Genomic DNA, 22486 nt, shown 5'->3' with positions numbered 1-22486 from the left:
CCCTACTTATGTCCCATCAACAGATGCTCAAGATATATTTTGTGTGTAAAAAAATTCTTTTGCTCCTCTACGAAAAACAAAAAAGCTATCCTACCTTTGCAAATTTGGATAAGATAGCAGAATATTTTAATGCAACTCCAACCCAACTCTTTGGAACTAGTAAAGAGATTGAGTTAGAAAAGAGTGTTCTTGAATCTAATGAATACTCTGATAAAGTAAGTGAGATTTTAAAAGCTGTCAAATACATCGAAGATTTTCTAGAAACTGATGGACAGTACTTAGAGGATTTACTTTACTTAACAAGAGGCAACCAACTATACACAGAAGATGGAGATGAGTTGTATATTGATCCAACTTCTCAGAAAAGAACACTTCATAACCAATATGAACCTGGTTTTATTGTAGCAAGGGATAAATCTCCACTAGAACTCTTAATTGAAAATAAGGAATTGTTTGATAAATAGAAAAAGCGAGGATAACCTCGCTTCAGATTGAAGTTAAAATCTTTAGAAGACACTTTTATAAGGACTTTGTCTTCAATCTGTGAAAAGGAGTGGAAACTCCTTTTCTTTTTGTAAGTCAGACTGAAACTTCCAAATTGTTTATTTATTTTATTGACATTTTCTATAAAAATAAGTATAATAGTTTTATTATCAGACTATACTATATAGGGGGTATTGAAATGAAATTTTCTAATCGTTTACTGCTATTCCTTGCAGGAGTTGTTTTTGTCCTTTTAGGACTTTTCCTATTTACAAACCCAGTAGCTAATCTTGTTGCTTACAGCTGGTGGATTGCATTTGGTTTACTGGTTTCTTCTATAGCAGCTATTTTAGGCTATTTCTCTGTACCAAAAGAGCTTCGCTCACCAGCTCATCTTTTCCAAGGGATTGTTAATCTTCTCTTAGCTCTTTACCTCGTTGCCTATGGCTTTGTGACGCTGCCAGTTGTCATTCCAACTATTTTAGGAATTTGGTTAATTGTAGAAGCCATTATAGCTTTCTTTAAAGGCAATCGTCTGGGATTGATTTTCCCTATTATTGGCAACCATATCATGTGGATAGCGTTGCTTGCATTTTTACTAGGTCTAGTGATTTTGTTCAATCCAGTAGCTACAAGTGTCTTTGTCGTTTATGTCGTTGCCTTTGCATTTTTAATTGTTGGTTTCACCTATATCCTTGATGCCTTTCGTAAATAATCTAGCTGCCATTTTGGGCATATTAAAATAGCTGGGAAGTTACATTCTCAGCTTTTTCTGTTGCCTCCTTAGCTCAGTTGGTAGAGCAGTAGACTCTTAAGCTATGGGGCGCAGGTTCGAGCCCTGCAGGGGGCACATCTAAATCAACAGAAATAAGCCTTGAAACCAAGGCTTTTTTTAACGTCTAATAGCTTTTTGTAGAAAAGTATTTAAAAATAAAAGAGAAGAGAATCTCTCACTCTCTTCTCAGTATATCTTATTAAATTTAGTTTTTCTTAATCTAGCTGATTTTCCTTTGCAACGACAAATTCCTTAACCAATCGATAGATAACAGCAAATATCGGTGTAAAGAATATCATCCCAAGTAAGCCAAAGAGATTGCCTCCGATACTAGCAGCCGCAAGCGTGAAAAGGGCTGGTAAGCTAATAGACTGACCTACAACTCTAGGATAAATAAGGTTTCCTTCAATCAGCTGTATAACTTGATATAGAAGAAGAGAAAGTAAGGCTTGAGTAGGACTCACTGTGAAGATAAAAATCGCTCCCACAACACAAGCAATCATAGGCCCTACATAAGGAATGAACGATAGCACTCCTGCAAAGATACCTGTCATTACTCCATAGGGTATCCCAAACACGCTGTAACCAACCGCTATCATAACTCCTATGATAACTGCTTCAATCAGCTGACTCATCAAAAATTGGTCATAAGTCTCTAGTGCTACTTGTCCAATGTAAGTCAACTTTATCACCACCTTCTCTGGAAGAAAAACTTTTAGAAGTCGACTCGTCATCGCTGCCAAATGTTCCTTACTGGATAAAAATGAAAAGGTGAAGACTATAATCAAAAAGGCATTCATCAAACTTGAAAAAATATTGCCGATATTACTAGTCAGACCTGATAAAAAACCTATCAAAGCTTGGCTAATAGAACTAGATTGTCCCTGTATGCCTGATACGATAGTTGACAACATGTCTTTGGTTACAAATTCCGAGCTGCCTAGCAATTTCCCAAGTTGAGTAAGGACTGTTGAAAGGACTGTTCCCAGCTGACTAATAGTCTGGGCTAGGGTTGGCAGCACCAAAACCAAAAGAGCAATCACGATTAAGATAAGAGCTAGGAAAACAAGTACCATGGCAATCGGACGACGCAACTCTGCCTTTACCTTCAATTTAACTAAGTACTGTTCAATTTTTTTCATAGGAACATTAAGCACAAAAGCAATAACAGCACCATAAATCAAGGTTGATATTACATCAAAGAGAGAGATTGCTCCTGATATAAAGCTCGATGCATTCAGAATTACAAGAGCAACCAGCCCTATAAAAAGTATTAACGGGGTGTATTTTTTTACTAAGTTCATAAATTCTCCTTAATAAACATGTTTAGATACGACTATACTATTTGGTTTTTCAAACTCTCGATTAAGGTAGGCTTGGTAAGTTCCTGGAGCGATAAATCCTTTGGGTGAGAGGATATCGGTGCCAGCCTGACCGACTATGGTATCAGCCAAGAGCACACAGTTTGTAGATAAGACAAAGTAGGATTTAAACTTAGATTTGATAAATTTATAAAGTTCCCCATCTGTCTCATGTCTGATTTTATAAGCGTAGGTGTAGTCTTCCTTACCATCACCTGTCGTGATTTTATCCGCACTTGGCTCCCATGGAATCGTCAGTTGTTTCAATTCAGCCAACTTTTTCTGAACTGCTTTTTCCATTTCAGGCGTCAAATCTATCCCATAACCAAAAAGCGTTTTTTGACTCTCACGTTTACATAGGTCAATGTACTTGTCACGATCACAGAAATATAAGACACCATCTCCTACCATGCCAAATAAGGTCTCAGATGACGGATCATAGTTGCCATAAGAAATAACACGGCCCTGATAGCAGATATCCACATGACCAATAGCTGAAAACAGGGAGGTCTCAGCTGTATGAACAAAAATTTCTAGCTCTGCTGTCTTACCAGACTTCACTATTCCAAGATGGATATCTTCTTCCTCATCAGCATTTTCCAGCATAAATTTGTTAATTTTTGCTAAAGTTCTTGCAGGGATGAGAGCGGCTAGGACAATAGGTAAGCTAATTCTAATGCGACGTTTGAGATGGTTTTTCCCAATTTCCCCTTCAAATAAGAAACCGTCACGGATATTGGACAGACCATAAAGGAAAAAATAAGCCCCTAAAACAAAGAGTTGAAAGACAGAATTTCCCGTAGAGGACAAAAGACTAGTCCCACCAAGAAAAACTAGTACGAGACCATCTAGTAAGAAACGAAAACGAGGTCGAATTTTGTTTTTGCGGTAGAGAAGATAGGTGACAAGGTTGATACTAGCATGAAAAATCTGATAAATTCCAATCACAAGAGCCAAAATATAAATCGGCACATCCGTCGCAAGATTGGAGCCAAGCAAATATCCCAGCACTAACAATTTAACCAGTGCAACTCCCAAGGTGTCCGTTGACTGACTTTTTTTGAAAATACGTAATACTAAATCTAAGACCGTTGCTATCCAAGCTAAAAACAGAACCAGTTGAATAACCTTTACTGGCAACCAAGTCCCCGTGACCATCAAGATAAGACCTAGCAGAACAAACAAGAACCCCTGAGCAAGTAATTTCTTACCTGTCAGACCTAAAGATAGAATTTTCGCCATATAAAAACCTTTCAACAATAAAAATTAAACACTCCGATTAAACTGACTAGTAAATAGCCAACACTACAAACAGCCTGTGCCAGCAACATATGGTGACTAGAAATGACTGTAGTAATGTCACCATCTTGTCTTATGCACTTCTAAAATTTGTTATATTGATTAGAAACCAGAGCTTATAAAAACTAGCTAAACTCGAGAGATAGACACAATTGCGACGAAAAAATGTATAACCAATTCAACTTGTTAAGGTAAGAAAGCATTATTTCCAATCTATTAATTATTCATCTATTACCTATTATGACACAATATTCCCTATAGTTCAACTTTTTACTTGTTTTTATATTACACGGACTAAAAAGTTTTCAACAGTTGATTGCATTTGTTTTAATAAGTTTTAACCTTTCTTGGTTAGATAAAAAAAGAACCATACAGTTTAGAATCTGTATGGTTTTTGCCCCACTTTTGTCCCATTTTTAAATCATGACATTGAAAATACCTAAAATCACTTATATTTCAATATTTTTAATTGCTCTCAATATGAAAGTCCTTTCCAAATCCCTGTAGGGGGCATCTAAATCAACAGGAAAAAGCCTTGGAATCAAGGCTTTTTTGTGTAGTCTTAGCACTAAAAAACGATAGAAAAAACACCCCTTCTGAACTGCACCCCAAAAGTTAGACAGAAAAAACCTAACTTTTGTGGCGCAGTTCATTCGCGTCACATGAAGTTATTTAAGCATCTCATTTTTTTTTATTACCATTTTCTGTTATAATAAATTGTACTTCTAAAATAGAAAGGTCTTAAGATGACAACTCTTATTAAACATAAACGTGTAGAATTTTCAGAACTTTTTTATGACCTAGTTTTTGTTTTTGCAATTTCAAAAGTAACTACTTTAATTGACCATCTTCATAACGGTATTTTGACTTGGAATTCTTTCCTTGATTTTTTCATTGCTACTTTGTTTCTCATCGATTCCTGGATGATTCAAACCGATTATACCAATCGCTATGGAAAGAACTCTTTATTTAACATAGTAATCATGTTTATCAAAATGGGAATTTTACTCTTTATAGCCAATATGATTGGACCTGATTGGCAACAATATTTTCATTATCTCTGTTGGGCTATTGGTACATTAACCCTTACCTTATTTTTTCAATATTTGGTTGAATTTTTTAGAAAATCAACCGATGATGCTAATCGGGAAAGTATCAAAGGTTTTCTATGGATAACAGGTCTAGGAAGTTTAGGATTCTATCTAGCAGCTCTTCTTCCTATTTACCTTAGAGTCTATATCTTATTTGCTAGTATTCTGCTAACATTTATTATGCCAAGTATCTTGCTTAATAAAGATAAGCATTACCAGGTAAATCTCCCCCATTTAATCGAGCGCATCTCCCTTCTTGTCATTATTACGTTTGGAGAGATGATTATGGAGCTAGCTAACTTCTTTACAATCGAGAATTTCTCGATTTATTCGGTTCTTTATTTCATTATTATGCTTTCTCTGTTCTTGTTTTATTTTGGTCAATTCGACCATGCTATTGATGAAAAATCTAATCAAAAGGGGCTATTTCTAATTTACAGTCACTATCCTATTTTCATTGGGCTTATGATGATGACTGTATCGATGAGTTTTCTTCTGAATCCTGAAGCTAATCGTCTCTTTGCAACCAGCTTCTCTTATATCGGATTTGGCCTCTTTCAAGCTGCTGTCCTAGTAAATGGGCCCTATAACAAACACTATCTTCGCTATTCGAAAAGTTACTACTGTGTCCAAGCGACACTCTATCTGGCTGCCTTGATTCTCTCTTTAATCTTTGCTTCTAATCCTATAATAGTAGTGAGTATAACAACCATTTTAGCTCTAGCTATAGCCATTCATTTTATTTATTTTTATATGACACAGAATAAAAAATATTCCAAATCTAACTGGGGGTTCTTTTAATGAGTTTATAACATAAAAAAGCTTTGGGAACCAAGGCTTTATATGATATCAATCACCGACCACGAAAATGTTTAGCTTACAGAACTGCTAGTGAAGCTCTAGAGGATGAGTTCGAGTAAATGTTGCACTTATTCTTGCAATTTATCATTTACTTGATGCACGAACTCGATATTTTTTTCGTTAATTTGTTTTTACCCCACTTTTGCCCCATTTTTAAATCCTGACATTGAAAATACCTAAAAGTATTTCCCTAAAATCAGCTATATTTCAACATTTTTGTTTATTTTCAATATGAAAAGTTCTTACAAATTCATGCAGGGGGCATCTAAATACAACAGGAAAAGCCTTGAAATCAAGGCTTTTTTGTATCCTCCCTACTTTTATTCCATCAACGGATGCTCAAGATATATTTTGTGTGTAAAAAAATTCTTTTGCCCCTCAGTGATACAATCATTTTACTCAATTACAAATAAATCAAAAGCAAAAGACTTAGCTCTATTTCATACAGAACTAAGTCTTTTATTTAAACAATCTAATGTTTCCTCTTCATCTCAATCAACTCCAGACATTTATCTAGATCTACATCTCGTTCAAAATGTGCAGGAGTCCAAGGGACTTCTATATCAGGAAGAACACCTTTGTCCGTCATCCCTTTGCCTTTATCTATAGCCAACCAGCGAGAAGTTGGGAACATCAAAAAGTAATCATCATAATCCACCTTGCAACAATTTGAGTAGTCTAAAATACCAAGCGTTGGACGGCCGATAATTGTTACTTTCTTAAAATTCTTCATCATCTTGACAAAATTATCTCCTGATGATGCACAATAAATATCTGACAAAACAAAAATCTGCTCTGGATAGTGACCACCCTTAACACCTGGGAAAAGTTCGTCTTGATCATCCTGATACCGAACATAGCCTTTCCCTCGATTTTGGAGTAAATTATTACGAAAATCTTCAATCAGTTTCACCGTATCAGGACTGATATTTTCTTGTTGAAGCCATGTTTCAAAGTCTTTTAAGCGTCGATCGACATTTCCTTCTGTATAGAGAATTTCCATTCCATCATCCTGTAAATCAAGAGTGTCATAGCCTTTCCCTTCCTCCAAGCCAAGATGTAAGAGCGGAAAATACAAAGAATCCGTGCCCCCATTGTTGTAACGGACATCTATAATAAGAGTTTCTGTCTCAGTAATCTTCTGCAAACACTCTTGGTATAAACGGTTAATCGCTTCTTCATCCATAAAATTATCTAAACGTAGATAGAGGATATCTGACTCCAACTCTTTCCAAAAAATCTGAGCTTTTTGAGCTTGCTGGCTAGCACGAACTGTAATAGACATCTCCTGCCCATCTCGCAAGACGGTCACTTGCTCTGCCATCAGTAGCAAATCTGCCCATTCTCGGTATCGTCTTTCTGGAGTCAGACTAATAAAGTAATTTGGGTGTTGCAAAGCTACTTGCTCCAAACTCATCCCGTCCAGACTGAGGATTCGATCCCCCACTTGGAGACCTGTATCTTGGTTTGCTTCCTCAACAAACATTTCCTGCTCACTTATCCTCAAAAGAAAACCTTTCGGACCTGATTTTTTATCATGGAAAGAAATATGCCCAATAATCCCAAAACTAGCAAGATAAGTCCTGACTTGATAAAGAAATTCTTGCTCAGTCATATCATCTGTAATCTTTTCTAGAAAAGGCTGAGGGTTGCACCCTTTGCAATCTTTTACTGTAGATGAATCATGTGTCATAATCCAAACAATGTCTTTAAAAATATCTGTTTTTTTCATACGAGCCATTCCTTCTACCTTTAAAATAGTATTGCCTTCTTCACAACGAAAAAGGAGTTTTTACTACAAAGTCAATCTGCTATCTCCCCTTCTTCATAATGTATTTCCGTATAGGTGTTTCAACCATTTGAACGATTTCGAATCCTTCTTTTTGGTAAAGATTGTAAGCTGTTTGATTTGCCTCGTAGACATTTAGAGAAATAGTATCTATGTCTTCATTTTCAAAGGCCAAACTAACAAATTTCCTTAAAACCTGGCTACCTAAGCCTTGCCCCTGTTTCTGGGGGTTGATAAAAAATCTCCCGATATGAAGAGTCTTGTCTTCTAGCCTGATTTTCTGGATAAGCCCCACAAACTCTTGTCCATCAAAGATTGAAAAGATTCCTTCCAAATCTTGCAAGACTTGAATTGTCAAGGGAAAAGGAATCATTGGTCCCATCCATTGTTCTTGAAAAGATTTGCCAAGGGAGTTGGACCATTGGCATACGAGCTGAGCATTTTCTGTGCTCACATTTTCTTCAAAACGAATTGTCATCTTGACCTCACTATCTTATCTATGTTTCTCCATTATACCACTTCTCCTATTTTTTACGAATAGATAAGTATGATTGATCTTTATTTTTTTCTTGTCGGGAGCATTCTCGCTTCCTTTCTAGGTTTGGTCATTGACCGTTTTCCTGAGCAATCCATTATTCGACCAGCTAGCCACTGCGATTCCTGTCAGACTCGCTTGCGTCCCTTAGATTTGATTCCGATTATCTCTCAAGTAATTGGTCGCTTTCGCTGTCGCTACTGCAAGGCTCGCTATCCATTCTGGTATGCCCTCTTTGAATTGGGCTTGGGGTTACTCTTTCTAGCTTGGTCTTGGGGCTGGCTTTCCTTGGGTCAAGTCATCCTGATCACTGCTGGCTTGACCTTGGGCATCTACGACTTTCGCCATCAGGAATATCCCTTACTGGTCTGGATGACTTTCCATCTATTTCTAATGGCCTGTTCTGACTGGAATCTGATTATGTTCTTCTTCCTTGTCCTTGGAATCATGGCCCACTTTATTGATATCCGCATGGGCGCAGGGGATTTTCTCTTTCTGGCTTCTTGTGCTCTCGTCTTTAGCGCGACCGAATTACTCATCTTGATCCAGTTTGCTTCTGCGACGGGCATCCTGGCCTTTCTACTGCAAAAGAAAAAGGAAAGACTTCCTTTTGTGCCTTTCCTCTTACTTGCTGCTTGCGTGATTATTTTTGGTAAGCTACTGCTTGTTTAATAAAGTCCTCAATCGGCTCTCCTTGGTAGAGAGCTTTTACAATTTTCGAACCGACGATAACGCCATCTGACACTGCATTGAAACGTTCTACATCAGCTTGACTAGATACACCAAAACCTGTCAAGACTGGGATGTCAGCTACTTGATGCAATTGTGCCAGGTGCTTGTCCAAGTCTGCACGGTAATTTCCTGATTTCCCTGTCACCCCATTGATGGCAACAGCATAAACGAAGCCTTCAGCTCCCTTGATCAACTCTTTTTGACGGTCGAGTCCTGTTGTCAAGCTAACTAGGGGAATCAAGGCAATGTCTGTATCTGCCAAAAATGGCTCTACAAAGTTGGCATGCTCATGAGGCAGGTCTGGGATAATCACTCCCTTAACTGCTGTATCTGAAAGATTTTTGACAAATTTCTCCACACCGTACTGAAAGAGGGGGTTGAAGTAGGTCATGATGACCAGTGGAACCTCTGTTTGAATGGTTTTCAAGGTTTCAACCAAAGCCTGGGTAGAAGTTCCGTGAGCTAGACTACGCAAGCCTGCTTCTTCGATCACAGGTCCATCTGCAACAGGGTCCGAAAAGGGAATACCCACTTCAATGGCTGAAACACCCAAATCTTCTAAAAAGTGGATTGTTTCACAGAGACCATCCAAACCTTTCTCATGGTCTCCAGCCATGATATAGGGAACAAAAATTCCTTTTCCAGTTGCTTTGATAGCGTTCAATTTTTCTGTTAGAGTCTTAGGCATTAGCTTCTCCCTTCTTTGCTGCGTCTGCTTCCAATCGGTCTTTAACTTGAACTACATCCTTGTCCCCACGGCCTGATAGGCAGACAATCATAGACTTGTCTGGTCCAAGTTCTTTGGCCAATTTCACTGCGAAAGCGATAGCGTGACTAGACTCCAAGGCAGGGATAATTCCTTCCACACGAGACAAGAGTTGGAATCCTTCCAAGGCCTCTTCATCTGTCACAGGCACATAGGACGCGCGTTTGATATCGTGGTAATGTGAATGCTCTGGACCGATACCAGGATAGTCCAAACCTGCTGAGATAGAGAAGGCTTCAAGAATTTGACCATGGGCATCTTGGAGCACATCCATGAGGGAACCGTGGAGGACACCTGGACGACCCTTGGTCAGGGTAGCTGCATGGTGCTCTGTATCTACACCAAGTCCTGCCGCTTCAGCTCCATACATAGCTACAGATTCATCTTCCACAAATGGATGGAAGAGACCGATAGCATTAGAACCACCACCAACACAGGCTACTAGGGCATCTGGCAAATCTTGCCCTGTCAAGTCACGGTACTGTTGTTTGGCTTCTCGACCGATGACACTTTGGAAGTCACGAACGATTTCTGGGAATGGATGAGGTCCTAAGGCAGAACCAAGGATATAGTGGGTATCGTCGATATTTGCCACCCATGAACGGAGGGCTGCATTGACCGCATCCTTGAGCACGCGCGAACCATCTGTTACTGCCTCAACCTTGGCTCCCAAAAGCTCCATACGGAAGACATTGAGGGCTTGTCGTTTGACATCTTCCTCACCCATGTAGATGGTACATTCCATGTTGAAGAGGGCCGCAGCTGTTGCAGTTGCCACACCGTGCTGACCAGCACCTGTTTCAGCGATAATTTTATTTTTGCCCATGCGTTTAGCCAGAAGAACCTGTCCCAAGGCATTGTTAATCTTGTGAGCCCCTGTATGGTTAAGGTCTTCACGTTTGAGGTAAATCTTGGCGCCACCGATATGCTGGGTCAGGTTTTTTGCGTAGTAAAGAGGCGTTTCACGTCCTACATACTGGCGTAAGAGCTGATTTAATTCCTCTTGGAAACTTGGGTCTGCTTGACTTTCACGGTAGGCCTTCTCCAACTCCAAAACTGCTGTCATCAATGTTTCTGGGACGAAACGTCCGCCGAATTTTCCGTAAAATCCATCTTTATTTGGTTCTTGATATGCCATTCTTTGCCCTCTCTATAAATCTTCTAATCTTTTCATGATCTTTTTGTCCATCTGTCTCCACCCCACTCGATACATCTACTGCATAGGGAGTAAAGTGTTGAATTGCTTTTGCTACATTGTCTTCATTAAGCCCACCTGCGATAAAGAAGGGCTGAGCTAATTCCGTCGTATCCAGTTGGCCCCAGTCAAAGGTCTGGCCACTCCCAGCCACAGGGGCATCAAAGAGTAGATAGTCTGCCCGAGAATTAGGCACATGCCCATTTCCATCCACCTGCACAGCCTGAATGCTGGCACAAGGTAAATCCTCAAACAAATCATCCGCCACCTGACCATGAACTTGGACCAAGTCCAAGCCAACTTTTTCAATCGCTTCTAGCAGTTCTGCCCTACTTGGTGAAACAAATACGCCAACCTTTTTTACATCGGAAGGAATGTGCTTTGCGAGCTCAGCAGCCTCTTCCAAGCTCACCTGTCTTTTACTAAGCGCAAAGACAAAACCAATGTAGTCTGCCCCTGCTGATACGGCTGTCTCTACCGCTTCTTTGGTCGATAATCCACAAATCTTAACCTTTGTCAATCTGCAACTCCTTGATTCTTTGAGCCACATCCTCTGCCTGCATGAGAGCTGTTCCCACCAAAATTCCGTTAAAGGATGATGCTACTCGTTCCGCATCCTGTCCTGTGAAAATGGCAGATTCAGAAATGTAATAGTGACCTTTCTTAAAGTGCTGAGCCAAGTCTACACTGGTCTGCAAGTCGACTTCAAAGGTGGTCAAGTTACGGTTGTTAACCCCAATAATCTCAGCACCCAGTCTGTGGGCCACCTCTAGTTCAGCAAGATTGTGAGTCTCCACCAAAACTTCTAGACCAAGCTCTGTCGCATAGTCGTAAAGTTCCTTAAGGCGTTCTTCTGACAAGGCTGCCACAATGAGCAAGATGACTGTCGCACCCGCATTGCGAGCACGGATGATTTGCTTTTCATCGATGATAAAGTCCTTATTAAGCGTCGGAATGTTTACCTGACTGGAAATCTCACGCAAATAATCCAAATGCCCTTTAAAGAAAACTTCATCTGTCAAAACCGAAATCATCACTGCTCCGTTCGCTTCATAAGTCTGGGCCTGTTGCACAATATCCACATCGAGATTGATATCTCCCAGACTAGGGCTAGCCTTCTTGACCTCAGCGATTACCTGCAAACGGTCTTGATGTTGTTTTAAATAGTCAGCCAAGCGATAGGTCTGGCGCAAGGGCTGGATTTCCTCCAGCTCCATTTGCTCGACTTCACGCGCCTTCTGTTCTAAGATTCGTGATAAAAATTCCTGACTCATTTTTGGTACTCCTGTAACAGTCTGAGTTTTTCAAGGGCCTTGCCACTAGCAATCACTTGACGAGCCAAGGCAACTCCTTCCTTGATACTAGCTACCTTACCATTAGCATAGAAACCAAGACCAGCATTCAAGACTGTCGTTTCCAAGAATGGACTTGGTTCGTTTTGAAGAACGCTGAGCAAAATTTCTGCATTTTCCTGAGCATTGCCACCACGGATATCTTCGATAGCGTAGCGTTCCATCCCCAAATCCTCTGGAGTGAAGCTTGACAAGGTGATTTCGCCATTTTCAAGAAGAGCAATATTGGTTGTTCCGTTCAAGCCAGCTTCATCCAGCCCTTCTGGTCCAGCAACCACGATGGCACGCTTGCGGCCCATATTTTTCAAAACCTGAGCGGTACTTTCTAGCAGTTCTGGACGACTAATCCCAAGAAGCTGTGTTTCCAAGGCCATTGGGTGAATCAGTGGACCAGTCAAGTTCATGATTGTTGGAATTCCCAATTCCAAACGTGCTGGCATGATGTATTTCATAGCTGGGTGCATATTTTTAGCAAAGAGAAAGACGATGCCAGTTTTATCAAAAACCTTACCTAGTTCAGCTGGTTTGAGGTCAAGATTGATGCCCAATGCTTGAAGGACATCTGCAGAACCCGATTTAGAAGAAATCGAACGGTTACCGTGCTTAGCCATATGAATGCCGCCACCAGCCAAGACAAAGGCTGCAGTTGTGGAAATGTTAAAGCTGAAAGACTTGTCCCCACCTGTACCACAGTTGTCCATGGCATCATGTATCTCAGTTGGAATGTGTTGGGCATGGCCTCTCATGACTTGTGCAATGGCTGTGCGTTCTTCAGGTGTTTCCCCCTTCATCTTAAGGGCCAAGAGAAGAGAAGCAATCTGAGCTTCGGTTACACGCCCAGTTACGATACGCTCAATGACATCCGTCATTTCCACACCTGATAAATTTTCAAATTTCGCTAGTTTTTCAATAATTTCTTTCATCCTAGTTTCCTCACTTTACAACCTTCTCGATAAAATTTCGAATAGAAGACAAGCCATCTGGCGTTCCGATACTTTCTGGATGGTACTGGAAGCCATAAATCGGCAGGGTTTTGTGTTGAATTCCCATAATGGCCTGGTCATCAGTCGAACGAGCTGTCACTTCAAAGCCTTCTGGCATTTCTTCAATCAAAATGCTGTGATAGCGCATGACTGGACGACCATCCTCAATGCCTTGATAGAGAACAGATGGCGCTTCAAAGCTGATATGGCTCTGTTTCCCATGCATGACTTTGGGAGCCAAACCTAACTTCCCACCAAAGACTTCTGCGATAGCTTGATGACCCAAACAAATCCCTAGAATCGGCTTCTTGCCGGCAAAGTCACGAATCATGTCTTCCATCTTTCCAGCATCAACTGGCCAACCGGGACCAGGAGAAAAGACCAGACCATCTGCTTTTTCAGCTTCTTCATACAGCTTGGGATCATCATTTCTCAAGACCTGCACTTCTGCAAAACTCCCAATGTACTGGGCCAAGTTATAGGTAAAAGAATCATAGTTGTCAATCAATAAAATCATGGTCTTAGTTCTCCAATTCTAGTCATAGATTTAGCCTTGTTAATGGTTTCTTGGTATTCGTTTTGGGCGATGGAGTCATAGACAATCCCTGCCCCAGCCTGCACATAAGCTGTTTGATTCTTAAGAATCATGGTTCGGATGGCGATAGCGAAGTCCATATCACCCGTCGCAGACAAGTAGCCGATTGCTCCTGCGTATACACCGCGTTTTTCTGTTTCCAGTTCATAGATCCGTCTCATGGCCCGAATCTTTGGAGCTCCTGAAACTGTTCCAGCTGGAAGTGTAGCTTTCAAGGCATCCATGGCAGTGAGTTCTGGAAGCAAACGTCCCTTGACCACGCTGGTCAAATGCATGACATAGCGGAAGAGCTCCACTTCCATATACTTGGTGACTTGGACACTGGCTGTTTCAGAGATGCGACCAATATCGTTACGCCCCAAGTCTACCAACATCCGATGCTCTGCTGTTTCCTTCTCATCAGAAAGCAGGTCTGTCGCCAAGGCCTTGTCCTCTTCATCCGCTGTGCCTCTTGGTCGCGTACCTGCAATCGGATTGGTTGTCACGATACCGTTTTTGACAGAAACCAAACTTTCAGGACTGGCACCGATGATTTGATAATCCCCAAAATCATAGAAATAGAGGTAATTAGATGGATTGGTCACTCGAAGATTCCTATAGAAATCAAATGGATTTCCAGTAACTTCTGCTGAGAAACGCTGACTGAGCACGCATTGGAACATATCACCATTACGAATCAAGTCACGAGCTGTTTCGACCATTTGCTCAAACTTCTGAGGAGCGATATGCGGTTTGAAGTCGAGCGGAGATAAATCCAAATCTTCAAATTCATTTGGAGCAGGGATGCGTAATTCCACAAGCACTTGGTTCAAGGATTCTTTCAAGTCTTCTTGACTGCGCTCGCTATAGAGAGCATCCTCTATGACATGAATTTTTTCCTTCTTGTGGTCAAAGACCATATAGCTCTCATAGACAAAGAAATGCATGTCTGGCGTCCCAATGGTATCCTCAGGGATTTGTCCAATTTCTTCATAAAGAGAAATCATATCGTACCCCACAAAGCCAATAGCTCCCCCACCAAAAGGTAGGTCTGAATGGTGCTGGCTCTTATGAGTCACTTCATAAAGGAAATCCAAAGGATCCCGATCAATCACTTGACCATTTTGATAAAGGACTCCATTTTCAAACTGAATCTCAAAAACTGGATTATAGGCTAGGATAGAAAAACGAGCGGTTTCCTTGTCTCTCGGAATACTCTCTAAGATAACCTTGTGTTGCCCCTTTAGACGCATATAAGCCAATATTGGTGATAAGACATCTCCATGAATGATTCGTTCCATTGTAATTTCCCTTTCAGTTCTAATTCTAGTCCGTGGCGACTGTATGAAAAATCCCCACGCAAAATAACTTGCGTGAGGACGAAATTCGCGGTGCCACCTCAATTATAGGATTTCTCCTATCTCTCATTCCTGTCTTAGAAAGATTCTGTAACAGGCTGTGCGATAAAGGGCACTCCCTTGAGAATTATGTTTTCTTCTCTCGTTTCAGATAGACCCAACCTTACAGTTTTCTCTGCTTGTTTCCAGCAACCACAAGCTCTCTGGGAGAGAAAAGACTGTAATTTTTCCATCTCTTATTTTTTAGCTTCTAGGTAGTCTGCAATCGCAGCTACGTCCTTGTCTCCACGCCCAGAGACATTGATGATGATAATCTCATCTTTACTTAGTTTCGGTGCACGTTTAACTGCTTCTGCGATCGCGTGCGAACTTTCAATCGCTGGGATAATCCCTTCTGTCTTACTAAGAAGGAGCAAGGCTTGAACCGCTTCTTCATCTGTCGCTGCCACATATTCTACGCGGCCAGAATCTTTAAAGTAGGCGTGTTCTGGACCAACCCCTGGATAGTCCAAACCAGCTGAGATAGAGTAAACTGGCGCCAGCTCTCCATCTTCCTTAAAGACTGCATAAGTCTTCATACCGTCGACAATTCCGACACTACCTTTTGTCATAGTGGCTGCGTGCTTGTCTGTGTCAAGTCCGTGACCAGCGGCTTCTACCCCAATCAATTTGACTTCTTCATCAGCTACATACTGTGAAAAAGCACCGATGGCATTGGAACCACCACCTACACAGGCAATGACGTAGTCTGGTAAACGGCCTTCTTTTTCTAAGATTTGACGACGAGATTCTTCACTGATGACCTTTTGGAATTCATGAACAATTGTAGGATAAGGATGAGGACCTACAGCAGATCCCAAAACGTAGAAGGCTTCAAGATCATTCATCCATGCTCCAAAGGCTGCATCAACCGCGTCCTTGAGAGTTCGAGTTCCCGTTTCAACCGCGTGAACAGTTGCTCCCATCATCTCCATGCGGAAAACATTGAGGCGTTGACGTTCCACATCTTCTGCCCCCATGTAGACATCACAGGCCATACCAAACTTGGCTGCAGCCGCTGCTGTCGCAACACCGTGTTGACCAGCTCCTGTTTCCGCGATCACTCGTTTTTTGCCCATACGTTTGGCAAGAAGGATTTGCCCTAAAACGTTGTTAAGCTTGTGAGAACCCAGATGGTTCAGGTCTTCGCGCTTGAGATAAATCTTAGCGCCACCTAAGTGATCTGTCAAACTTTCCGCAAAATAAAGCGGTGTTTCGCGACCTGAATAATCCTTCAAGTAATGGCGAAATTCTGCCAAAAATTCTGGATCATCCTTGTATTTGTCAAATGTCACTTCCAACTCATCCAACAAAGCCTGAATCGGCTCCGGTACAAAACTACCACCAAATTGTCCAAAATATCCTTTAGTTGTCATAAAATTTTCCTCTTTCAGTATTAATTTAAAGATATGAAAAAAGCCCACACACAGAATCTACTTCCGTGTGAGGGCGTTGGTAACGCGGTGCCACCTCAATTATAAAGGGACTATCCCCCCTTACATCTCTGCCTTGTCTAACAACAAGTTGCACTGTAAGGTGTGCGCACCGAATTTTCATTGTTTCAAATTCATTTTTAAAATCAGCCCACTTTCACTACTTCCAACCACCTGTTCACAATCACCACAGGCTCCCTGAAGATCGAATATAGTTACTTTTCTGATTTATTGAGAATATTATATGTTATTGTTCTATCTTTGTCAAGATTTTTTTATGATTTTTTTCCTGAACCGAGTATTTCTTCGGAAATTCTCACCAAAGTCTGAACGATATAATCAACCTCATCATCACTTAATTTTGTATGAAGAGGGAGCGTAATTTCATTTTCAAAGAAGGCATAGGCTCTTGGATAATCTGCCATATCAAAGCCAAGATTCTTATAAGCTGTCAAGAGAGGAAGCGGTTTGTAGTGTACATTACTTGCAATTCCTGCTTTGGCCAATTCTTGGATGATTTGGTTACGCTCTTCTAGACTAGCACCTTCTACATGGGTGATGTAGAGGTGACGACAAGATTCGACAGTATCAGTCTTGTGTGCCAGTGGGTGAATACGAGTACCCGCAAAGCCACGATTATAGCGATCCACGATGTCCTTACGACGTTGTAGCAAACCAGGGTAACGATCCAATTGTACCAAACCTATCGAAGCCATGATATCCGTCATGTTGCACTTATAGGCTGGTGTTACGATATCGTACTCCCATGAACCCAATTGCATCTTAGCAAGAGCATCCTTAGTCTGACCATGAAGGGAAAGGATTTGGAATTCCTTGTACATTTCTTCGTCGTCAATCGCTGGATTGGCCTTCCAAGTCGCACTTCCTCCCTCAGCCGTTGTAAAGTTTTTAACGGCATGGAATGAGAAGGAAGTAAAGTCAGCGATAGAGCCCGCAGGGTGTCCTTTATAAGTTGATCCCAAAGCATGGGCACTATCAGAGACAAGCACAATACGGTTAAAGACCTTTTGCCACTTACTTGAAGCAGTAAAGAGATCGCGTTTCTTCTCCACAATTTGGAACAAACGATCATAGTTGCAAACAATCCCTGCAAGGTCTACTGGGATGATCACCTTAGTTTTCTCAGTAATAGCTTGCTCAAGCAAGTCATAATCCATCTCAAACGTATCTGCTTGAATATCCACCATGACAGGTGTTGCTCCTACGTGAGTGATGACACTACATGAAGCTGTATAGGTCATGGCTGGAACGATGACTTCATCACCTGGTCCCACTTCCAAAACACGTAAAATCAACTCAAGAGCCGCAGTCGCAGAGTTGAGACAGACAGTCTTAGGTGTCTGTGTGTAAAGAGACAAGCGACGCTCCAGTTCTTTTGTCTTCGGACCTGTTGTGATCCAACCAGAACGAAGGGTATCCGCTACTTCAGCAATTTCTGCTTCTGTAATATCGGGTGGTGAAAATGGAATATTGTAATTTGGCATTGATTTGCTCCTTTTATCTGTACTCATTTTCTCATGACTACTTTATTTTAGTACCTCAAACACGGTTTGAAACATGATTTTGATGTCTCCAAGGAAACTAAACTCTCGGAGATAGGCGAGGTTATAGCGCATCTTTTCAGGAAGGACATGTTCGACATAGGCCTGGTCAACTGACAGACCTTTCTCCGTCATTTGACTGATGATCGTGTCCTCATCCTTGTAGTTGATACTAGCTGGAGAGGTGATTCCTGCTGGCAAGAGCAAGGTCGCCATCATTTCAGGACTATACTGCTCCGTGTAGCGTGGCACCTCAGGTCGTGTCCCAACAAAGGACATCTCGCCTTTAAGGACATTGACTAGCTGAGGTAGTTCGTCCAAGCGCACACGGCGAATGAAATTTCCCACTTTGGTAATACGGCTATCGTTAGCAGAAGTCACTAGACTTCCTTTTTTATCCGCATCCGTTACCATAGTACGGAACTTCCAAATCTTGAACGAACGGTTGTACTGGGTCACGCGCTCTTGCTTGTAAATGACAGGTCCCTTGCTATCCAACTTGATCCAAATACTCAAGATGAGAAAGATTGGGGAAGTCAAAATCAGTAAAACCAAGGCCAGAACCCAGTCCAGACAACGCTTGAAGATCAGCGAACCTTTCCTTTTAGAGACAAGCTGGTAGTAAGACTCAACCTCGCTTGATTGCATTTCCACGGGCAAGTCTTCCCATTTCAGCATGCTGTTTCTCCTTTGTTTTTATTATACTATTTGTCAACATTTTTCATTATACCACAAAATGGAAAAGGCGGTGCAAGAAATCTGTAATTTAGAGGAATTCTTCTTTAGGTAAGAGCCCCTGCCTGCAAACTATACATCTTGTGATAGGTTCCTCCCAAGACCAAGAGTTCCTCATGGGTTCCACTCTCGATGATGCGCCCCTTGTCCAAAACATAGATACAGTTGGCGTCTTGGATGGTAGAAAGGCGATGAGCAATGGCAATGGTTGTCCGTCCCTGTCTCATCTTAGCCAGAGAAGCTTGAACCAAACTTTCTGTTTCAGAGTCAATATTGGCTGTCGCTTCATCCAAAATCAGGATTTTAGGCTGACTGGCGACTGTTCTGGCAAAGGCAAGAAGCTGACGCTGACCTGTTGAAAAACTGGAGCCACGCTCAGAAACAGGGGAATCATAACCCTGAGGAAGTTCTTGGATAAAGGAATCTGCATTCACGAAGGCTGCTGCAGCCTGGACCTGGTCATCACTGATCTCTTGGTACATGGCGATATTGGACTTAATGGTCCCATGATAGAGGAAGGGATCCTGCAAGACCAGACCGATGTTCTTTCTCAGCTCTTCCTGACTGTAGTTCCTGATATCCACATCATCCAAGAGAACTCGACCTGACTGAAATTCATAAAAACGCATGAGGACATTGATAATAGATGATTTCCCCGAACCTGTATGGCCTACAAAGGCAATGGTTTCGCCCTTGTTAACTGAAAAGGAAATATCATCCAGAATCTGGTGTTTGCCATCATATGAGAAACACACGTGCTCAAACCGAATATTGCCTTCTTTGACTTTAGCTTGCCCATCTTCTTGAAGAGGCTCATAGGTCCTCTCATCAATCAAGGCAAAAACACGGCCTGCAGAAACCATAGAAGTTTGAAGGGTTGAAAAGTTTTGCGTCACCTCAATCAGGGGATCAAAGAGACGGTTGATGTACTGGATAAAGGCATACATGGTTCCTGCTGTTATTCCCAGATAAAGCCCACGGTAGCCAAAATAAGCCATCAAAACAGCGTAGCCTAGGAGTTTCAGTAAACTCATGGCAGGACGTAAAAAGAGGGCGTCCAAGGCTACAGAACGGTTGGCATAGACCAAATGTTCTTGATTAATCTCATCAAATTCTGCCTGCAGACGCTTCTCTTGATTAAAAGCCTGGATAATCCTAATTCCCTCGATATTCTCTGCTAGCTTACTATTGATATCCGACAAGAGACTTCTAGTTTTTTCGATGATTTTAACTGACTTTTTCCGATAGAGATTGACCAAAAGGACAATCAAAGGAAGAAAGAGCAAGACCAAAGCTGTCAAACGAAAATCCAACACCAACATGGTATACAGGGTTGTCAGAAAGATAAAAACTGCTGAGATAAAACTGGACAAAATCCCTGAAAACATATCGCTGATGGTCTCGGTATCATTGGTCAAACGAGAGACGATCGAACCAGCTGGCGTCTTGTCAAAATAGGACATGCCCAGTTTCTCCATATTGGCAAAGGCATCGCGACGAATATCCCTAACAATACTGTAGGAGACCCGCGCAAAGAGAAGATTGCCAACATACTGAACTAGAGTTTGTAGGATGTAAAGACCATAGTAGACCAGCAAAACGGTCACAGCAAGTTGGTTGAGATTGCTGAGATACTGGTCGATAAAGTGGGAAGCAACCAGGGGAATCACACTTTTAATGACCGTAGTCGCTAGAAGAAAGGTAAGGGCAAAAAAAGTCAGGAGACCATAAGGCTTGAGATAGGACAGCAAGCGTTTTAACACAGTCCACTGTTCTTGTTTATTCTGCATCTTCTTCTCCTTTCATTTCCAACTGCTGAGACTGATAGGTTTGGGCATACCAGCCATCCATAGCTAGCAGGTCTTCGTGTCTACCCCGTTCGATAATTTGACCATTTTGCAGAACCAAGATTAGATCTGCATGGACAACCGCACTGAGGCGATGGGCTGTGATAATGGTTGTCTTGTCCTTCCGTGTCTCCTTGAGATTGTCGATAATCGCATACTCTGTCTTAGCATCCACGGCGGACAAGGAATCATCTAGAATCAAGATATCAGGGTCTAAAATCATTGCCCGACTCATGGCCAGACGTTGCTTTTGACCACCAGAAAGACTGACCCCCTTTTCACCGATGAGGGCATCAAATCCTTGGGGCATGGCTACAATATCTTGATAAACTTGGGCTAGCTTAGTCGCTTCCTCGACCGTTGAAAGGGGTAAATTAGGATTGCCAAAGCGGATATTGTCTATGATTGAAGTCGCAAAGAGGAACTGATCTTGAGGGACATAGCCTATTAGACTGCGAAGGTCTGTCAGACGATAATCGCGAATATCGTGATCGTTTAGGTAAATGGCACCCTTATCCACATCGTACTCACGCAAGAGAAGTTTGATCAAGGACGTTTTCCCAGAGCCTGTCTGACCAACCAAGCCCAGAGTTTGCCCTTTTGCCAAGCTAAAGTGAATATCAGTCAGTGTTTCTTCATTTTCAAAGGCAAAGCTTTCAACGGCATACTCCAAGCGTCCATTTTCAATACTATCCAGAGGAAACTCAGGGTCTTTTACAGGTGATTCCTGAGATAAAAGATCCTCAATCCGTTGGTAAGAAACCTTCCCTCGCTGAGTAATATTAAAGAGGAAACCGATAGCCATAAGAGGCCAAACTAGCATATCCAAGTAGCTAATAAAGGTGACCAGATTCCCAACCGTGATTTGCCCTTTCTGAACCATCAAAGAACCGACCAAGAGAGTTAAAACATAGGACGAACCAACAAACAAGAGAACCATGGGGTCAAAGAGACTGTCGTATTTCATGGTTTGGAGATTCTTTTGGAAGGTCAATTCATTGACCGCTTGAAAGGACTTCAACTCATCCGCCTGATAACCGAAAGACTTGGTCACCTTGCTACCTGATACAGACTCCTGCACCTTGTTATTGAGTTCGGAAAAGGCAGCTTGTGACTCGCCAAAGGCCTTGTGGGTCTTTCTCCCTAAACGACTGGTCGCATAAGCCATAAAAGGCAAGGGAAGAATGGCAACCAGAGTCATCTGCCAAGAAATGCTAAAGAGCATGGTCAGCAAAGTCACCAGTGCCGTGATAGAGGCATCCACTGCTGACATGACTCCTCCACCTGCTAAACGGGTTAAGGCATTGATATCATTGGTGGCGTGTGCCATCAGGTCCCCTGTCCGATATGCTTGATAAAAGGCTGGCGACATCTTGGTAAAATGCTCAAACAAGCGAGACCGCATAATCTGCCCCAAACGGTAGGAAGTCCCAAGGATATACATGCGCCAAACATAGCGCAGATAGTACATCCCAAAGGCTGCCAGCAGTAGATAAAATAGATTAAGAAGGAGGTCCTGCTGGGTTAATTGCCCCGACGTTATGGCGTCAATTACCCGTCCCATGACCATGGGGGGAATGAGATTGAGGACGGAAACCAAGACCAAGGCCACAATCCCGACTAGATAACGGCGTTTTTCTAACTTGAAAAACCACCAAAGTTTTTGAATAATGGACATAAAATCCCTTTCTGATTGCAAATTGAAACCTGAGGCCA

Annotated in this window: 20 protein-coding genes, 1 tRNA gene and 1 other annotated feature; of the genes, 5 read left to right on the top strand and 16 right to left on the bottom strand. The window is 41.8% G+C overall.

Annotated elements, in window-relative coordinates:
- Positions 1-8 precede the first annotated feature (8 nt).
- From E2R31_RS07390 to E2R31_RS07380, 3 genes are all read left to right on the top strand, one after another.
- Positions 9-464 (top strand): hypothetical protein, encoded by a 456-nt coding sequence (locus E2R31_RS07390; RefSeq protein WP_063641718.1) that lies wholly within the window; start codon positions 9-11, stop codon positions 462-464.
- 218 nt (positions 465-682) lie between these two features.
- Positions 683-1198, top strand: coding sequence for a DUF308 domain-containing protein (locus tag E2R31_RS07385; RefSeq protein WP_000672739.1), 516 nt, complete (start codon positions 683-685; stop codon positions 1196-1198).
- 62 nt (positions 1199-1260) lie between these two features.
- A tRNA-Lys gene (locus E2R31_RS07380) sits at positions 1261-1333 on the top strand.
- 140 nt (positions 1334-1473) lie between these two features.
- Here E2R31_RS07380 and E2R31_RS07375 read toward each other — a convergent pair.
- Together E2R31_RS07375 and E2R31_RS07370 are read right to left on the bottom strand one after the other, a co-directional pair.
- Entirely contained in the window at positions 1474-2562 is a 1089-nt protein-coding gene (locus tag E2R31_RS07375; RefSeq protein WP_165941804.1) for an AI-2E family transporter, read from the bottom strand.
- A 9-nt stretch (positions 2563-2571) separates the two neighbouring features.
- Positions 2572-3861, bottom strand: coding sequence for a DUF308 domain-containing protein (locus E2R31_RS07370; protein WP_132973722.1), 1290 nt, complete (start codon positions 3859-3861; stop codon positions 2572-2574).
- An 803-nt stretch (positions 3862-4664) separates the two neighbouring features.
- Here E2R31_RS07370 and E2R31_RS07360 point away from each other — a divergent pair.
- Positions 4665-5810, top strand: a complete 1146-nt coding sequence (locus E2R31_RS07360) for a low temperature requirement protein A (RefSeq protein ID WP_132973720.1) — start codon at positions 4665-4667, stop codon at positions 5808-5810.
- A 532-nt stretch (positions 5811-6342) separates the two neighbouring features.
- On the opposite strand, the gene E2R31_RS07350 is transcribed toward E2R31_RS07360, so the two are convergent.
- On the bottom strand, positions 6343-7602 hold the full coding sequence (locus E2R31_RS07350; RefSeq protein ID WP_132974236.1) for a S41 family peptidase: 1260 nt from the start codon (positions 7600-7602) through the stop codon (positions 6343-6345).
- A 79-nt stretch (positions 7603-7681) separates the two neighbouring features.
- Positions 7682-8137 carry a GNAT family N-acetyltransferase gene (locus E2R31_RS07345; protein WP_132973718.1) on the bottom strand — a complete coding sequence of 152 codons (456 nt, stop codon included), beginning with the start codon at positions 8135-8137 and terminating at the stop codon, positions 7682-7684.
- Between the two features lie 69 nt (positions 8138-8206).
- On the opposite strand from E2R31_RS07345, the gene E2R31_RS07340 reads away from it, so the two are divergent.
- Positions 8207-8866 carry a prepilin peptidase gene (locus E2R31_RS07340; protein WP_132973716.1) on the top strand — a complete coding sequence of 220 codons (660 nt, stop codon included), beginning with the start codon at positions 8207-8209 and terminating at the stop codon, positions 8864-8866.
- Here E2R31_RS07340 and trpA read toward each other — a convergent pair.
- The 12 genes from trpA to E2R31_RS07280 form a co-directional block, all read right to left on the bottom strand.
- Positions 8838-9614, bottom strand: coding sequence for a tryptophan synthase subunit alpha (gene trpA / locus E2R31_RS07335; RefSeq protein ID WP_132973714.1), 777 nt, complete (start codon positions 9612-9614; stop codon positions 8838-8840). The genes E2R31_RS07340 and trpA overlap by 29 nt on opposite strands.
- On the bottom strand, positions 9607-10830 hold the full coding sequence (trpB, locus tag E2R31_RS07330; protein ID WP_132973712.1) for a tryptophan synthase subunit beta: 1224 nt from the start codon (positions 10828-10830) through the stop codon (positions 9607-9609). Before trpB (E2R31_RS07330) ends, trpA begins: the two co-directional genes overlap by 8 nt.
- Positions 10808-11407: a phosphoribosylanthranilate isomerase gene (locus E2R31_RS07325; RefSeq protein WP_165941803.1), complete on the bottom strand. Its 600-nt coding sequence runs from the start codon at positions 11405-11407 to the stop codon at positions 10808-10810. The genes trpB (E2R31_RS07330) and E2R31_RS07325 overlap by 23 nt, the downstream gene beginning before the upstream one ends.
- Positions 11394-12161 (bottom strand): indole-3-glycerol phosphate synthase TrpC, encoded by a 768-nt coding sequence (trpC, locus tag E2R31_RS07320; RefSeq protein ID WP_038804945.1) that lies wholly within the window; start codon positions 12159-12161, stop codon positions 11394-11396. The genes E2R31_RS07325 and trpC overlap by 14 nt, the downstream gene beginning before the upstream one ends.
- Positions 12158-13162, bottom strand: coding sequence for an anthranilate phosphoribosyltransferase (gene trpD / locus E2R31_RS07315; protein ID WP_038804944.1), 1005 nt, complete (start codon positions 13160-13162; stop codon positions 12158-12160). Before trpD ends, trpC begins: the two co-directional genes overlap by 4 nt.
- Positions 13163-13172: 10 nt before the next feature.
- Positions 13173-13739, bottom strand: a complete 567-nt coding sequence (locus tag E2R31_RS07310) for an aminodeoxychorismate/anthranilate synthase component II (protein WP_038804943.1) — start codon at positions 13737-13739, stop codon at positions 13173-13175.
- Positions 13736-15097 (bottom strand): anthranilate synthase component I, encoded by a 1362-nt coding sequence (gene trpE / locus E2R31_RS07305; RefSeq protein ID WP_132973708.1) that lies wholly within the window; start codon positions 15095-15097, stop codon positions 13736-13738. Before trpE ends, E2R31_RS07310 begins: the two co-directional genes overlap by 4 nt.
- Before the next feature lie 71 nt (positions 15098-15168).
- Positions 15169-15394 (bottom strand) — a binding site (T-box leader).
- Positions 15391-16569: a tryptophan synthase subunit beta gene (gene trpB / locus E2R31_RS07300; RefSeq protein WP_009730495.1), complete on the bottom strand. Its 1179-nt coding sequence runs from the start codon at positions 16567-16569 to the stop codon at positions 15391-15393. It overlaps the preceding feature by 4 nt.
- 332 nt (positions 16570-16901) lie before the next feature.
- Entirely contained in the window at positions 16902-18131 is a 1230-nt protein-coding gene (locus E2R31_RS07295) for a DegT/DnrJ/EryC1/StrS family aminotransferase (protein ID WP_165941802.1), read from the bottom strand.
- Positions 18132-18173: 42 nt separating this feature from the next.
- The gene (locus tag E2R31_RS07290) at positions 18174-18866 is read right to left on the bottom strand and encodes a sugar transferase (RefSeq protein ID WP_000922228.1); all 693 of its coding nucleotides are present in this window, start codon (positions 18864-18866) and stop codon (positions 18174-18176) included.
- A 104-nt stretch (positions 18867-18970) separates the two neighbouring features.
- A complete protein-coding gene (locus E2R31_RS07285; protein ID WP_132973704.1) occupies positions 18971-20713 on the bottom strand; it encodes an ABC transporter ATP-binding protein in 1743 nt (580 codons plus the stop codon).
- Positions 20703-22448, bottom strand: a complete 1746-nt coding sequence (locus E2R31_RS07280; protein WP_132973702.1) for an ABC transporter ATP-binding protein — start codon at positions 22446-22448, stop codon at positions 20703-20705. Before E2R31_RS07280 ends, E2R31_RS07285 begins: the two co-directional genes overlap by 11 nt.
- Positions 22449-22486: the final 38 nt, after the last annotated feature.

Origin of the sequence: Streptococcus downii (assembly GCF_004353325.1) — a bacterium.
In the GTDB taxonomy this organism is placed as follows: domain Bacteria; phylum Bacillota; class Bacilli; order Lactobacillales; family Streptococcaceae; genus Streptococcus; species Streptococcus downii.
This window is presented reverse-complemented; position numbering and strand designations above follow the sequence as displayed.